Annotated in this window: 15 protein-coding genes; 1 reads left to right on the forward strand and 14 read right to left on the reverse strand. The window is 44.6% G+C overall.

All coding sequences use genetic code 11. The features are described 5' to 3' along the window. Positions 1–3: 3 nt before the first annotated feature. From MHB84_RS29290 to MHB84_RS29340, 11 genes are all read right to left on the reverse strand, one after another. Positions 4–810, reverse strand: a complete 807-nt coding sequence (locus tag MHB84_RS29290) for a D-alanyl-D-alanine carboxypeptidase family protein (RefSeq protein ID WP_076288484.1) — start codon at positions 808–810, stop codon at positions 4–6. Then, entirely contained in the window at positions 776–1930 is a 1155-nt protein-coding gene (alr, locus tag MHB84_RS29295; RefSeq protein WP_076288483.1) for an alanine racemase, read from the reverse strand. The genes MHB84_RS29290 and alr overlap by 35 nt, the downstream gene beginning before the upstream one ends. A 319-nt stretch (positions 1931–2249) precedes the next feature. After that, complete coding sequence (locus MHB84_RS29300) at positions 2250–3101, reverse strand: hypothetical protein (protein ID WP_076288482.1); 852 nt, start codon at positions 3099–3101, stop codon at positions 2250–2252. Continuing rightward, positions 3098–3628, reverse strand: a complete 531-nt coding sequence (locus tag MHB84_RS29305) for a sigma-70 family RNA polymerase sigma factor (RefSeq protein WP_179087141.1) — start codon at positions 3626–3628, stop codon at positions 3098–3100. The genes MHB84_RS29300 and MHB84_RS29305 overlap by 4 nt, the downstream gene beginning before the upstream one ends. Positions 3629–3867: 239 nt before the next feature. After that, positions 3868–5229, reverse strand: a complete 1362-nt coding sequence (locus MHB84_RS29310; protein ID WP_076288481.1) for an LLM class flavin-dependent oxidoreductase — start codon at positions 5227–5229, stop codon at positions 3868–3870. A gap of 32 nt (positions 5230–5261) precedes the next feature. Further along, positions 5262–6074, reverse strand: coding sequence for an ABC transporter permease (locus MHB84_RS29315; protein WP_076288480.1), 813 nt, complete (start codon positions 6072–6074; stop codon positions 5262–5264). Further along, positions 6071–6916 carry an ABC transporter permease gene (locus tag MHB84_RS29320; protein WP_076288882.1) on the reverse strand — a complete coding sequence of 282 codons (846 nt, stop codon included), beginning with the start codon at positions 6914–6916 and terminating at the stop codon, positions 6071–6073. Before MHB84_RS29320 ends, MHB84_RS29315 begins: the two co-directional genes overlap by 4 nt. A gap of 42 nt (positions 6917–6958) precedes the next feature. After that, on the reverse strand, positions 6959–7969 hold the full coding sequence (locus MHB84_RS29325; protein WP_076288479.1) for an aliphatic sulfonate ABC transporter substrate-binding protein: 1011 nt from the start codon (positions 7967–7969) through the stop codon (positions 6959–6961). A 54-nt stretch (positions 7970–8023) separates the two neighbouring features. Then, on the reverse strand, positions 8024–8800 hold the full coding sequence (locus MHB84_RS29330) for an ABC transporter ATP-binding protein (RefSeq protein ID WP_076288478.1): 777 nt from the start codon (positions 8798–8800) through the stop codon (positions 8024–8026). A gap of 182 nt (positions 8801–8982) precedes the next feature. After that, positions 8983–9657 (reverse strand): TetR/AcrR family transcriptional regulator, encoded by a 675-nt coding sequence (locus MHB84_RS29335; protein ID WP_076288477.1) that lies wholly within the window; start codon positions 9655–9657, stop codon positions 8983–8985. A 50-nt stretch (positions 9658–9707) separates the two neighbouring features. Continuing rightward, positions 9708–10937, reverse strand: coding sequence for an aminopeptidase (locus MHB84_RS29340; RefSeq protein WP_411836163.1), 1230 nt, complete (start codon positions 10935–10937; stop codon positions 9708–9710). Between the two features lie 182 nt (positions 10938–11119). Between MHB84_RS29340 and MHB84_RS29345 the strand changes: the two genes are divergently transcribed. Beyond that, positions 11120–12394, forward strand: coding sequence for a stalk domain-containing protein (locus tag MHB84_RS29345; RefSeq protein WP_076288475.1), 1275 nt, complete (start codon positions 11120–11122; stop codon positions 12392–12394). Positions 12395–12501: 107 nt separating this feature from the next. Here MHB84_RS29345 and MHB84_RS29350 read toward each other — a convergent pair whose 3' ends face one another. The 3 genes from MHB84_RS29350 to MHB84_RS29360 all read right to left on the reverse strand — a co-directional run bounded on the left by MHB84_RS29350 (position 12502) and on the right by MHB84_RS29360 (position 14728). Next, on the reverse strand, positions 12502–13005 hold the full coding sequence (locus tag MHB84_RS29350) for a GNAT family N-acetyltransferase (protein ID WP_076288474.1): 504 nt from the start codon (positions 13003–13005) through the stop codon (positions 12502–12504). Between the two features lie 213 nt (positions 13006–13218). Further along, complete coding sequence (locus MHB84_RS29355) at positions 13219–13527, reverse strand: hypothetical protein (RefSeq protein WP_076288473.1); 309 nt, start codon at positions 13525–13527, stop codon at positions 13219–13221. A 16-nt stretch (positions 13528–13543) separates the two neighbouring features. Next, complete coding sequence (locus tag MHB84_RS29360) at positions 13544–14728, reverse strand: aminotransferase-like domain-containing protein (RefSeq protein ID WP_076288472.1); 1185 nt, start codon at positions 14726–14728, stop codon at positions 13544–13546. Positions 14729–14760 lie beyond the last annotated feature (32 nt).

The raw sequence follows: 14760 nt of genomic DNA on the forward strand, positions 1-14760 counted from the left end.
AAGTTAATTTTTAGAGAATGTCGTAACAATGAATCCTTCACGATTCGTTCCTGATATCCGATAAGAATCACAACTCAAGATCGGGATATGGCTAGATGTCCCTTTATCCGCGGGAACGTAATATATCTGGATTGTCATGTCCTTTTCTTTAATCGTAAGCTGCTCTCCAGGGTACCGATACTGCTGTACAAAATCGATATACTCCTCTAAACATAGATTGTTCTCTTCCATGATTTTGGAATGGGGATATCCTACATATCTAAAATGCCATGGCTCATAAGCAATACGCGTGATTGATTCTTTTTCTTGTTTATATCGAAGGATAAAACCGAATTGTATGGCTTGTTGTCTGAAGGACTTGTAAATGCCCGTATCCGGAAAGGAAGGAGCAATAAAATCGATATTCGATTTCAATTTACCCACATCGATAGCCAACCCCGTTTGGTGTTCACTATGGTCAGGCAAGGCTACGTATTTGGAAGTATATTCCGAACCCTGTTCAATCAAACAATCTTGATAGATCTGGACTTGATCTTCTTTTGTTCGATATGCGCTGACAGCGACAATATCATCCGTCCCCCCACAAGCTTTAAGCAGAGCATGAAATTGATTGAAACACTGCTTCTCCAGAAGCATCTTCTTATTTAACTTCTTTATTGAAGGCAATGAATCCAATGACTCTAGTTGATGGACTTGTACTTGTCTTCTGATTGGGTTTTGATCATTGATTAACACTAAGTGTCCTTGAAACCGTTCTTCGTTACTTACGCTGATTTCAATATGTTTTTGTACGACTTCCCGTGATTTCATGATGAACTTCCCCACCTTCTTTATAAATTCGTAACACTCTGTCCGTGATGGAACTCGTTATTTCTTGAGAGACACCACCGATATGATTGGCCAGCTCCTGAATCGGAATTTCCTGCTCACCTGAATAGCCAATGAAGGTCACCTTTGATCCTTCCGGAAAATACATCGGAAGCTTGACCATCAATTGATCCATGGAGATTTTTCCTATAATTTCTGCACGAACCCCTTCCACCAACACCTCCGAATTTTGCATTCTCTGCGACCATCCATCGGCATAGCCGATAGGTACTGTTCCGATCCATTGATCTGAGTCTGTTTGATAAGCATTGTTGTACCCCACATATTCGCCTTCTTTTAATTTTTTCGTTTGCAATAATCTACTGTGCATACTGAATGCCGGCTTTAGTTGGATGTTAGGTACTAGTTTTTCAGGATAAAAGCCATAGATTGCAGCTCCTATTCGAGCCATATCCATGCACAATTCCGGGAATCGAAGTGCTGCTACACTTCCCGCACAGTGATAATGATTGATCGGAATCCGTGATATACTGCTCCATTCTTTCATTTCCAGGAAGCGTTGAATCTGAAGCTGTAGATAACGGTTGTCTGCCTCACCTGCAGTCGCAAAGTGAGTATAGAACCCGTCTACTACTACATCTGGTGCTCTGAGCCAAGGAACCATTTCAAGCCACTCTTCTTGCGTGCGTATACCTATTCGCCCAAGTCCAGTATCCATTTTCACATGCAAAGATAACTTATGTGGGGTATGAATAGGCTTGTATTTTCTCATCTCATGAAACCATGACGCCTGTGTAACGGTAAGCATCAAATCATGTTCAAGAGCCAGAGGTACAAGTTCGGGACGAATCGGAGTCAAAATAAGAATCGGTTGGTGTAAGCCGGCATTTCTAATGCGAATGGCTTCTTCAATGAAGGCACACGCTAAATAATCCGCGCCTGCCTCTACTGCTTCTTTGGCTGTCTCGATATCTCCATGCCCGTATGCATTTGCTTTAACAACGGCCATTAATTTGGTCGAACGGGGTAGAAATTTGCGGATCTCTATGATATTCTCGCGAATTTGCGTTAAATCTATTTCAGCCCAAGTATCTCGGTACATTCGAGGGATCTCCTCAACTGAATAGATGACTTGTTTTTACTTCCTATTTTCAGTAGATCCGCATATGCACTTTTCATTGTTTGGCCTCCTAAAGGTGTGAATGTAGTGCGTTGAATTGATTTAAGTGTATATTAAGGCCACTTCAGCTCCTATCGATCAAACTTACACAAAACTGACAACGATGTAAGATTACAAATTTACACTTCTCATAGTTACAACAAAAAAAGTCGCCAAAAGGGCGACTCGTAAAAGATAACGGAAATGAACTTCGATAATAAAGTCTACAAGAAGAAGCCTGCGCTAAGGCAGGCCTCTTTCATTATTGCGGATTTTCATTACTCATCCAACTGTCGACATGCAGTGGTTCACTGTAGTCCTCCCGGTCAGTAAATTCTTTCAGGTGTTTCTCTGCATCTGCACGGTTATCGAAGGCACCCATAACGACGGTGAATTTTCCATTTTTGGTCTGCACAACGCTGCTGCCATCGGCTGAATATTGTTCAGCCAACATGGCCAGTGATTCACCCTGCTCCATGTCTTCGCTACGGACAAAGAAAAGCTCATGCGATTGCGTTTTCTTCCCGTCGGAAAAAAGCTTCAACTGAATATATCCAGGCTGCTGATACTCTGACACGGAATAATCCACATCATCCTTCAGTTCAACCACAAAGCCAATCGCAGAATCATCCAAAATGATATTTTGATAGACATCTTTTACATTCTTAAGTGCTTTAATATCCTTCTCCAACTTGTCATAATCCAGATGACGTACCCCATTGAAGGTGAAGATCAGACGATTCGGCCCTTCTTTGTAATCCACAGTATACGATGGAGCAGAGGTGATCTGTTCACCATCGATCTGAAAATGAATGTTTAGTGTATCCGATTCTTTGGTCGTTGTAACCGAAACCCCATCTGTGCGCTCCCCGCCACCACCAACTTGCAAAATTTTGACGACAGAACCTATAACAGGTACATCGGATAATGCCTTGGCTACACCTGGAACGTTAGCTGTTATCATCACCGCAGCACAGGCAGCAACCAGGGAGGAGCTACGCCAGATCATCATTTTTCTTCGCTTTTGGTTTCGTGCGCGCTGACGGGCTTGCTGAATAACTCCGGAAAGGCCGGATGGAATATTGATCTGTTCATATCGTTCTTTTCCTGTCATGTAAAATCAACCTCTTCCTTGGTCAGATGTTTTTTGAGTTTGTTTAAGATCTTATAGAACCTGGTCTTCACCGTGCTTTCCGGCAGGGACAATACCTCCGCCATATCCTTGAATCGCTGATCCTGGAAAAATTTCAAAACGATAAATGCCCTATCTTCGGGATGCAGATGATCAAGTGCTTCGTATAAATCCCATTGTTCTTCAAGCCCCATGGAACTCTCTTCGGCTGCAAACGGTATTGTACTGTCTTCCATATACGTGTATTTCTTCTTTCGTCTGATGTGATCCAGAGAGCAGTTGATGACGATTCGGGTCATCCAGGTTTCAAAATAATCAGGAGTTTTCACTTTTTCATAAGATAGAAAACCTTTATAAGAGGCCTCAGATATGATTTCCAATGCTTCCTGTTCATTTTTCACATAAGAGAACGCGAAGCGATAAAGCTTTTCTTTACATGCCTCCAGACGATCACTGAACTGCTGTTCAGTTAGTGCTGTACTTTCCTTGCTCAGTTTGTCCACCCCCATTGCGACTGTATATTTTGATTATTGCCGCATTTTTAATAAAGCTTACTTTGTATGTTGTTTCGCATGTTAGACAGCTGAGAGTCGAAAATAGTTTTAAAGAAGATGAATTTTTTGAATTTTTTTATCTGGGAACAAGAACTTATATCGTCCCAAACGAAAAAAGCCGCCAATAGGCGACTTCTTTTCTCTTTCTTCTTTAGGAAGACCATTAATTGAAAATCAGACTAAAACGGGTATGCTCATATTGTTATGGAGGTCTTATCTAACGTCTTCTCTTTTTGAAAATGACTTATACCCGGGCGATCCAGCCCAAGATGATCACGAAGCGTGCTGCCCGTATAATCCGTACGGAAGAGTCCCCGCGCTTGAAGAATCGGAACCACATAATCCACAAATTCATTCAAATCTCCCGGCAAAACGGGTGGCATGATGTTAAATCCGTCGCAACCATATTCTTCAAACCATTGTTGCATCAAATCAGCCAGTTGTTCATAGGTCCCAACAAACTGCATATGCCCTCTTGCCCCTATCAGCCTCCGACCCAGCTCAAGAATGGATAACTTATCTTTTCGAGCCATGTCCATAATCAGCTGTACCCGGCTTTTCATGCCATTGGAAGCTTCTACGGGATCTGGAATATCAGGCAACTGGCCTTCAACAGGATACTCCGAAAGGTCAAACTTAAGCATACCGGATAACATACCAACTGCAGCCGCCGGAGGGATTAACTCCTGTAGTTCTTGATATTTCCGCTGAGCTTCCTGCTCCGTCTTACCCAAAATCGGTGATAAACCAGGCATTATTTTCATGCTGCCTTGTTCGCGTCCATATAGAGCGAGTTTGGATTTGACGTTATTATAGAACTCTTTCGCAGCATTCAGAGACTGTTGGGCCGTGAAAATCACTTCACCATAGTTGGCTGCAAAATCCTGTCCCGGTTCGGATGATCCGGCTTGGATGAGTACAGGATATCCTTGCGGGGAACGAGGAACATTGATTGTACCTTGGGTAGAATACCACTGCCCTTTATATGAAACTTCCTTTAGTTTAGACGGGTCCGCAAATAGTCCAGCCTGCCGATCCACAATTAAGGATTGATCTTCCCAGCTATCCCAGAGCAGGGTGGCTACTTCGACAAATTCCCGGGCCATTTTATATCGAAGCCCATGCTCGGGATGTTCTGTTCTTCCATAGTTATTTGCTTCAACATCCAATTGGGATGTCACGATGTTCCATCCTGCGCGTCCTTCACTGATATGGTCCAATGTGGCAAATTTTCGAGCTACGTTATATGGCTCGTTATAGGTAGTCGACACGGTGGCGGTCAAACCCAGCTTTTCTGTATCCGTAGCCAAGGCCGACAGGAGCGTTAGCGGGTCCAGCATCCCTGCAGCCGATTGATCAGCGCCCATCACGTAGAGAAGATCAGCCAGAAACATCATATCAAACTTGCCTCGTTCAGCCGTCTGTGCGATGGACCTGTAAAACTTATAATCAAAAATCTGTTCCGCTCCTGAATCCGAGCGCCGCCAGCCATAGTGATGATGACCTGTATAATAAATGAATGCTCCTAGATGAAGTTGCTCTTGTCTCGTCCCCATATAAATCTCCCCTTCTTGTTTCAATTATCGGATTACCCCTTGAACGTATCTCGCCAGCGAAGCCATCTGTTTTCAAGGAGCCGGACAGTCGAATCCGAGAGCTTTCCTACAACCGCAAAGACTACAATACCGACAAATACAATATCCGTTTGCGAGTAAGCACGAGCATCCTGTATCATGTAGCCGACACCTGCGCTGGTTCCCATCATTTCAGCCACAACAAGGACTAGCCACGCCGCGCCCAGAGACAGTCTGACTCCAAGCAGAATATTGGGAAGTGCCGCAGGAATAATGAGTTTGCCGAGTAACTCCCATCTTGAATACTCGTAAATCCGGGAGACTTCAATCAGCTTCATATCAACGTTTCGTATACCGAGAAATGTATTCACATATACAGGAAAAAACGCACCTAGCGAGATCATTAGAATTTTTGAAAACTCTCCTACACCAAACCATAAAATGAATAATGGAATGAGGGAAAGAAGCGGGATCATCCGCAGCATCTGTAATGAAGGGTCAAGTGTGCGCTCCGCCAATTTCCCAAGCCCTGTGGATAGGCCGAGCATGAGCCCGGCAGCTGTTCCAAGCAGAAATCCCAGGCCCGCTCGATAGGAGCTGATCCCGAGATGTTCCAGCAACTCGCCGTTCAAGATTAGACGGATGAACTGCTCTGCAATCTTGGAAGGAGCGGGTAGCATGGTCGCTGAAACCAGCTGAAGGGCAGAGGCCAATTCCCAGATGAGGAGAATAGCCAACGGAATAATCCACCCGTGAAGACGACCCGGAATTCTGCTCAGCCAGTCTCCTGCTCGTTCGGTTTGTTTACCAATCTCCAGCTTGCTCATTTTGCTTCTTCTCCTTTAAAACCGTCTTGCCACCGTAGTGCTCTCGCTTCCAGAAGCTTAATGATGGAATCTGACAGTTTGCCCACGACAGCAAAAACAATAATTCCCACAAACACTACGGTGGTGAGTGAGAACGATCTAGCATCATTGATCAGGTATCCCAAGCCTGCACTAGAACCCATCAATTCGGCAACGACCAGACCCAACCAGGCGACACTAACGGATAAACGTATACCCAGAAAGATATTCGGCAGAGATGCTGGAAGAATTAACTTCGTGATCATCTGCCATTTGCTGAATTGCAGCACCTGTCCTACATCAAAAAGCTTGCTGTCAACGGATCGGATACCCAGAAAAGTATTAACATACAGCGGAAAGAAAGCGCCTTTAGCGATCAGCAGCAATTTTGAAGTTTCACCGAAACCGAACCACAAAATAAACAAGGGAGCAATGGCCAAGTGAGGCAGCGTCCGCAGCATTTGAAAGGAAGGGTCCAGCAGTCGCTCTGTCTTGTAAGAAAACCCGACCCACAAGCCCATTGTTAGACCAAGACCGCCTCCGATCAGAAAACCAAGCAGAGCTCTCCACGTCGATATGCCCAAATGCCTTACAAGTTCACCTGTCTCCGTCATGCTGACGAGCTCTTTCCATATACTGCTTGGCGTTGGAAGCAGAACGGGGTTCAAATATCCCATAGTCCCGGCTACCTCCCACGCGATTAACAGACACAGCGGAACGATAAGCCCTAGTACCATATTGCTAGCTCTTAAGTAAAGTTTTCGCCGCTTAACCGAGTTTTTCTTTTGAATTAAAGGCGGGATAACCGCCTTTTCCGCACGCATTTGCATGTAGTGAACACCTCTCTTCTATAGGGGTCATTATGTTTATTTCAGTGGATCCTTGAGAGCTGCGTCGATATATTGATTGTCCGTTATTGCTTTAACAACAACCTGATTCCGAATGTTCTTCACTTTATATTGGAAATCCGCTGTTTGCTGCATTTCTCCTACAATATTTTCATTAACTGGTGTGTTAATCATGCGGGAACGTTCGAATGTCTCACTGATAACACTGGCAGGTACACTACGTTCAGCTGCATATCTGTCGATCGCTTCGGTTTCATTCTCGCTTTCCCACTTCAATGCTTTATTAACTACCTTCAAGTACAGAGTCACAAGCTCTGGATGCTCCTCTGCAAAACCAGTTCCCGCGATCGTAAACGAAGGGGACAATACGCCAAGCTGCTCTCCGTCGGATAGCACTTTTCCTTTTCCAGTTAAGGTATTGAGTGTAATGTAAGGGTCCCATGTCGCCCAGGCATCGACACTGCCGGTTTCAAACGCAGACTGTGTCTCATCAGGCTGTAACTGAATGATTTCAAAATCTTTATCCGTCAGACCGGACTTCTCCAAACCACGGTATAAAAAGTTATATGCATTGCTTCCTTTTGTCACGGCAATCTTCTTGCCTTTCAGGTCACTAAGTGACTGGGCGGTACTACCGGCAGGTACAATAATCGCAACGTTATTTTTTCCGTCCAGAACTTGCGATACGATTTTAAAAGGAATATTCGCAGCTTGTGCTGCGATAATAGGCATGTTCCCCAGGCTGGCGATATCCAGCTTATTGGAAGCAATCGCCTCTGTCATAGGCGGTCCACTCTGAAACTCAATCCATTCCACTTTGGCACCTGTTTTTTCAAATTCTTGTTCAAACCATTTTTCTTCGCGTGCTTTACCGAACAAGCCACCGCTTCCCTGAATCCCAATTTTGACAGTTACATTTTGGCTCGTACCTGAACCACTTGCATTTTCATTTGAACTCTTGGATGCACAAGCCATTGTCAATAAAGACAACGCGAGTACCATAACAAGAACCAGATGAGATTTTTTCATATAATCCACTCTCCCTTTAATATGCTGTACTTCCTTCTTCGTCTATGGATAACGCTATATACCGCCGCCCACGTCATATAAAGGCTCATCCACTTTTTCGAACTCATTTAATACCAGTCTTCGCATCTCCTGAAATGCACTACCTGATCTTTTTCGGGGAAAAGGTAAATCAATCGAAAGAATACTCCGAATATGACCTGGACGCGGATTCATAATGACGACTCGTTCCCCTAGGAAGACGGCTTCATCGAGATCGTGGGTTACAAACAGCATTGTTGTTCCATTACGTTGCCAAATATCAAGCAGCACTTCCTGCAAATGAGACCGAGTAAAAGCGTCGAGCGCTCCGAACGGCTCATCCAGCAACAATACGTCCGGATTACGCAGCAAAGCTCTCGCAATGGCGACGCGCTGAGCCATACCACCTGATAATTCGCGAGGATATGATTTTTCAAACCCTTTTAAGCGGACCAGATCAATTAGTTCCTCTACCTTGCGGCGGACATTCATATCTCTAAGAGAGAGATTGGCTGCAATGTTTTTCTCCACCGTTAACCATGGGAATAGCCGGGGCTCCTGAAAAATGAATCCTTTCTCTATGCTGGGGCCGACAATTGGTTTACCGTTAAGCAAGACGGTTCCCGTATACTGCGTATCTAAGCCAGCCACAATTTTAAGCAACGTGCTTTTCCCGCATCCGCTTGGACCAATGATGGTTACTAATTCACCTTTTCGAACGTTGAGCTGAATGTTGTTTAACGCAATGATTTCGCCTACAGGGGCGACAAACGTTTTGTTCAGGTCACTGATCATAAGCATATCCCCAGACATTAAAGACACCCTTTCGCATTTAATCAATAATACTTACATGTTTACTTGGTTTTGAGGCCAAAAAAAGAGATTTACCCATTCCCACAGCATATAGAGCGGTGCAGTGTAAATCTCAGTGTTTGCAAATCAACAAAGTGAATTTCGGTTCGTTTTGTTATACGATATATTATCAATACCAATTCTTACCTGTCAAACATTTTTTTATTTATGTAACTTAAATCATTGTTTTTCTTGAACAGATCGCTTGTTAAACCCTCCTTCTCTGGTATCATAAAAAGACGAACAATTTTTTCCGGGTCAATATCTACTTGTATTTCATAACCTGGAGCGAGCTGCAAGGTCAGACCTTGAATCAGACTTACAAAATAAAATGCAAGTTGTCGAGTATCTCCATGTATGATGCCGCCTCTCTCCTGTCCTTGGCGAAAAATCTCTGCCAAAGGTTCCAGATTGTCGGTAAATCTCTGAGTTGCAGCTTGTTTTATTTCGGTGCTGACCGCCTGATTCGTTCGTATACTTTGGAGCATGATGGTGAAGGCCCAATTACTCTCGTTTGATAACCACCCTTTGCTAATCTCGAATAGTTTTTCACGAGGATCTATATCCATGTCTGCTATCTGTGCAATTGTCCTCCCATACATCGTTTGTCCTCGACGCAGAACCTCACTGAAAATTTCGTCCTTCGATGTAAAGTAGGTATAAATATTGCCTACGCTAAGTTTTGCTTCCTTGGCGATATCTTTAATATTGGTTGAATCTATCCCACGTTTAGCCATGGTTTGTAAGGCTGAATTTAAGATATGCTCAATGCGTTCCTTTCTCATTTGTTGGTCCTTCAAAATGTTTCTGGGTGACATTTGAATCCTCCTCCGTTTTATTACCAATTATTGATCTATGATTATTAATTCTAGGCCCAGTTACCGTTACGAAACACAGGTTCCAAGTTCCCATTTGCAAGTTCTCCATCAATATTCATAGTAGCCGATCCAATCATAAAATCGACATGAATGAGGCTTGAGTTCACACCGTTTGCCGCTTTTTCCGCTTCAGTCATCTCGTTCCCTCCCTCAAGACAGAAGGGATAAGCATTACCGATCGCGAGATGGTTGGATGCATTTTCGTCAAAAAGAGAGTTATAAAAAACGAGCCCTGATTCCGAAATAGGAGAATGATGGGGCACCAGCGCAATCTCGCCCAGATAGGCCGCCCCTTCGTCAATGCTTATTAATCTTTTTAGCACCTCATGCCCTTGCGCTGCTTGAATATTAATAATTTTCCCATTTTCAAACGTCAAGGAGAAATCATCGATTAGATATCCTTCATAACTTAGCGGCTTAGTACTGCGAACCGTGCCGTTCACCCCCTGCTTTAACGGGGTAGTCCATACTTCTTCTGACGGAATGTTTGCCAAAAATGAAACACCCTTTTCATTAATGTTATCTGCATCACTAACCCAGATATGTTTAGGCGACAATTCTATCCGCAGATCCGTACCAGGTCCACGGTATCGCAGTGCTCGATACTTTTTACGATTAAGCTGATCCGTCTTGTTTCTAAGCAGCTCAAGATGTGTCTTCCATGCCTCAACGGGATCAGCCGAATTAATCCGCGTAACGTTAAAGATAGCTTCCCACATCGTATCAATCAAATGCTCCTCCTCAACATCAGGAAACACCTTGGAAGCCCAAGCCATTGATGGAACCGTAACTATAGACCAACTGACCTTGTTGGACATGCCGTAGCTGCAAAATTTGGCTAATGCCTTACCTTTGGCTGCATTCAAATTCATGATCCGCTGTGGGTCTATTCCATGCAGAAGATCGGGATTGGGTGCCGTGATCGTCAGGAAAGCTGCATTTTTTTCGGCAAAATTCTCCCAACCGGCTGCCCGGAACGCCGGGTATTCGTGGAACACCGAATCAGGTGCAAGTTCATACTTTAAACGCGTAATCTCATCGTCGTTCCACTCGATATAGACATCATGAGCGCCGGCCTCATAAGCATGTTTTACAACTAGTCGAACAAACGGTGCAGCCGATATTGGCGCGGTTATGACAAGCGTTTGTCCCTTCTGAACATGAACACCAACGTTGACCACAAGTGCTGCATAACGCTCCAATTTTTCACGCAAGTCCAATCGCATTCTCCTCCTGCTTCACTAAAATTAATATCGCTTGTTTTAATTATTACTCTGCAAAAGTCCATCATATCTTGTAATTGGAACTCTATGAAAATTTTGCTATACTATTTTATACTAGATCATGATTCAGATAAGATGCAATTCTACTATATTTGATGAGTTGGAGGAATACAAAAAACATGTTTCATACGCGAATAGGAAAAACTGCTGCTGCCACTATTCTTGCCATATCCTTGCTCGGAACCACTCCAAACCTTAATGATGCCTACGCCGCACCAGCCATTTCGGTCTTGCTGGATGATGTTCCTCTGAAATTCGATGCTGCCCCTCTGATTGATAAAGGTGTCACCTATGTCCCTTTCCGGACAGTTGGCGAAGCCCTGGGAATTAGCATTACATGGAACAGTAAAACGCAAACCGTGAAAGCGATTGGAAATGTAAAAGGTCAGGCGACGGAAGTCCTGCTTCAAGTGGGAAGCACTACAGCAACCGTTAATGGAGAAAAAGTAAAGCTCGCAGCGCCACCTGTTCAGCGGGAAGGTCGTGTGCTTATTCCACTCAGTTCGTTCAGTAGTCAGTTCGGTGTTAATGTAGGCTGGAACCAGTCAACTCGTACCGTTTCTCTTGTTTCACCTCAACGTGAAATGCATTTGAGAGCCTTCTATGCGCTGCAATCCTATAAGGAAATCGATTTGGTGTCATCCATGAACTCGATCGCTTTTGGCTGGAGTCGCATCGATCGCGAAGGTCAATTTACGCTTCAGGGTGATGAGTATCAAATTCCTGCTGCTGCCGGTGACGTTACACCTCAATCCATCGTTTCTGATGCAGCGAATCAGAGTATTAAACCGTATCTTATGGTTTATTCTTTGGATGGAAACGGAGAACTGACCAAGGTGCTGAGTGACAGCAGTATGCGCAAGAAGTCCATTGAGGGCATAACTGCTGCCATAGCTGAGAATGGCTTCGGAGGGGTTGTTCTTGATTTTGAAGGACTAGGTTTTAAGTTGGATGCTGTAGAGCAGCAGAAGCTGCTGAACAATTACGTCAAGCAATTGAAAGATTCCTTGCCTAAAGACATCGCTCTATCTTTGGCCGTACCTCCATTAAATAGTGCATATAAAGGTTATGATTACAAAACGCTCGCTTCATTGGCAGACGACATCATCATTATGGCTTATCAATATAATCCGGTCGGCACCAAAGCGCAGGTTCCCGAGCCGAACAGTCTTGTGGATCAGGCCATCCAGCTTGCGTTAGATGCTGGTGTTTCCAAACAAAAGCTTTTGCTCGGTATCAGCTTAAATAGTGAAACCTCATCTTCCATAGATGACAAACTGGGTCTTGCCAAGCGGTATGATCTCAAAGGAGCTGCCTTCTGGCGCCTTGGTTTATTCCGTACCTACAATAATCAGATGGAAGGCGCTGTCAATGCCTCTGTTATAAAAGAGTAAAGGAATTCCGTTATTCTTGAATCCATTAGCTTTTCATACACCAAAAAAACGAACCGAAATCTCTGGATGCTGACAAGAGATTTCGGTTCGTTTTTTATAAATGATATCTATGCGTTCAATGAGGAAGAATGTTCATTTCTGTGAGTTTCACTGAGTACCAGATCTTTTTGATAAGCAAGCACTCGATCCCAGTCCCCGTGAAAAATCGGTATCCGATAGTACCCAACTCTTTCATAAAGGGCAGCCGCCTCAGGCTGTTTGGGGCCAGTTTGCAGCTTCAGATTGGTGTAGCCGAATTCTAGCGCAAGACGCTCGGCTTCGGCGAGAATGGCCTGGGCCACACCCTTGCGACGGAAATCCGAACGTGTATACATGCGCTTGACCTCCACGGATGTATCATCAAGGGGTCTGATGGCTCCGCAGCCTACCGGATATCCATCCAAACGCGCGACAATAAAGGCTGCTCGTGGTGTCTCCACATCGGACGGCTGAAATCCCGCTGTACCATCGCCGCCATATAACAATCCCAGTTCTTCGCTCAGCTCCTTGATTAAAAGTTCCGAATCCTCGCTTCGTATATCTTCGGCAGCTGCAAGCACGATTGACGACATTGCGTAAAACCCCTTTCCCTCATTGGATTTATTGGATTTTGTGATTTATATAAATTATCACGAACAGGTCCTTAGCGTCAATTCCCAATCGATTGAATATTTCAATAAGCAAACTGACGAATAGATTCAGAGCAAAAAAGTCGCCAGATTGGCGACTTTCCCGACACTTATATGGTTACAATTGGACGGATGCATTTCATTCCAAGCCTCTGCTTACCCTTCAACCACATCGGCTCGCAAATCCGTAGCAACCTCGATCATTTGCGGAACAACAGCTTCATTGACAATGGCAACATACAGATCTCCCATATACAGACGAAATGGAATCTGCAGGTTTTCATACGCCCACATGAAGAAATCCCCATCGATGGACATGACGCTCTCCGGTCCCTGGACGGTAAGAACAGGTGAGTACGTAAAGTCGGGTTTGGATGCAAAATACTGTTTGCATTCTTCCAAGGAGATGGATTGCTCCTCGTTATTTTCTTGCATGGATCGAGTGATCCGAAAACGTTGATTCATAAAAATATGCCTCCAATTAGAATTTGTGCAGAACCTGTCCCAGAATTTCGATGCCCTTCACAATTTGCTCATCGGAAGGTGTTGAGAAATTAAGTCTGATCGCATTGCAGGGTTCGTTCTCGTCGACGAGAAAAGCAGTGCCCGGAACAACCGCTACACCTTCCGCAGCAGCTGTTTTGGCATAATCCAGCATCGGGATATGAGCCGGCAGATCACACCAGAGGAACAGCCCTCCATCCGGTTGAGTAAAGGTAATGGACTCACCCATATGCTCCTGCAGCTTGTCAATCATCAAGGCAGACTTCCTGCGATAAATCGCACGGATACTGCTGATATGCTCTGCATAGTTATACTCAGTCATGAACTTGTGTGCCAGAATCTGTGGCAGCATGGCTGTATGTACATCCTCTCCCTGTTTGGCAACAACCATCTTCTGAACAACCTCGGAAGGAGCCAGAACATAACCAACACGCAAGCCAGCGGACAGAATCTTGGAGAAAGAGCCTACGTAAATAACCAGACCTTCATCATCCATCGACTTAATCGTCGCTACATCTTCTCCGCTAAACCGAAGTTCTCCGTATGGATTATCTTCCAGAATCATGACTCCATACTTCTTGGCAAGATCATAGATCGCCTTGCGTTTCTCCAAGCTGGTGGTAAAACCTGTAGGGTTTTGGAAGCTCGGAATGACATAGATCAGCTTTACATTCTGCTCGGTTTGCAGGGCATGTTCCAGCTTCCCGATATCCATACCGTCCGTCTCCATCGGAACGCCGACCAGGTTTGCTCCTGAAGCCCGGAAAGAGTTCAGTGAACCGATAAAGCTTGGGCTCTCACAGATAATCGTATCCCCTTCATTACAGAATACTTTACATGCGAGTTCAATTCCTTGTTGTGCTCCAGACACGATGAACAGTTCATCCGATGCTTTGCCTGTGTCAAAGCCTGTCTTCAGATGTGTAGTCAATGTATCCCGCAGTGGGGCATAACCTTCGGTAATTCCGTATTGCAGTGCTGTTACCGGGTCCTGTTCCAGAATTGATTGGGTGAATGTGCGAATGGCCTCAATAGGGAAAGTCTCCGGAGCGGGATTTCCCGCAGAGAACGGAATTACATTTTGACCCGAAGAAGCCTTCAGAATCTCGCGAATGATGGATGGCTGTAATGCAGCAATCCGGTTGGAAAATGAATAGTTCATCTTAAAATAATGCCTCCCGAATTCAAATCAGA

It is taken from the genome of Paenibacillus sp. FSL F4-0087 (assembly GCF_038020215.1).
GTDB lineage: Bacteria > Bacillota > Bacilli > Paenibacillales > Paenibacillaceae > Paenibacillus > Paenibacillus taichungensis.

What these genes read in the sequence shown, in the direction of transcription:
- MHB84_RS29330 (WP_076288478.1), bottom strand. Translation starts at nt 8,800, where the DNA reads ATGTCTGGGGATATGCTTATGATCAGTGACCTGAACAAAACGTTTGTC.
- MHB84_RS29325 (WP_076288479.1), bottom strand. Translation starts at nt 7,969, where the DNA reads ATGAAAAAATCTCATCTGGTTCTTGTTATGGTACTCGCGTTGTCTTTA.
- MHB84_RS29320 (WP_076288882.1), bottom strand. Translation starts at nt 6,916, where the DNA reads ATGCGTGCGGAAAAGGCGGTTATCCCGCCTTTAATTCAAAAGAAAAAC.
- MHB84_RS29310 (WP_076288481.1), bottom strand. Translation starts at nt 5,229, where the DNA reads ATGGGGACGAGACAAGAGCAACTTCATCTAGGAGCATTCATTTATTAT.
- MHB84_RS29305 (WP_179087141.1), bottom strand. Translation starts at nt 3,628, where the DNA reads ATGGGGGTGGACAAACTGAGCAAGGAAAGTACAGCACTAACTGAACAG.
- MHB84_RS29345 (WP_076288475.1), top strand. Translation starts at nt 11,120, where the DNA reads ATGTTTCATACGCGAATAGGAAAAACTGCTGCTGCCACTATTCTTGCC.
- MHB84_RS29350 (WP_076288474.1), bottom strand. Translation starts at nt 13,005, where the DNA reads ATGTCGTCAATCGTGCTTGCAGCTGCCGAAGATATACGAAGCGAGGAT.
- alr (WP_076288483.1), bottom strand. Translation starts at nt 1,930, where the DNA reads ATGTACCGAGATACTTGGGCTGAAATAGATTTAACGCAAATTCGCGAG.
- MHB84_RS29335 (WP_076288477.1), bottom strand. Translation starts at nt 9,657, where the DNA reads ATGTCACCCAGAAACATTTTGAAGGACCAACAAATGAGAAAGGAACGC.
- MHB84_RS29355 (WP_076288473.1), bottom strand. Translation starts at nt 13,527, where the DNA reads ATGAATCAACGTTTTCGGATCACTCGATCCATGCAAGAAAATAACGAG.
- MHB84_RS29315 (WP_076288480.1), bottom strand. Translation starts at nt 6,074, where the DNA reads ATGAGCAAGCTGGAGATTGGTAAACAAACCGAACGAGCAGGAGACTGG.
- MHB84_RS29290 (WP_076288484.1), bottom strand. Translation starts at nt 810, where the DNA reads ATGAAATCACGGGAAGTCGTACAAAAACATATTGAAATCAGCGTAAGT.
- MHB84_RS29360 (WP_076288472.1), bottom strand. Translation starts at nt 14,728, where the DNA reads ATGAACTATTCATTTTCCAACCGGATTGCTGCATTACAGCCATCCATC.
- MHB84_RS29300 (WP_076288482.1), bottom strand. Translation starts at nt 3,101, where the DNA reads ATGACAGGAAAAGAACGATATGAACAGATCAATATTCCATCCGGCCTT.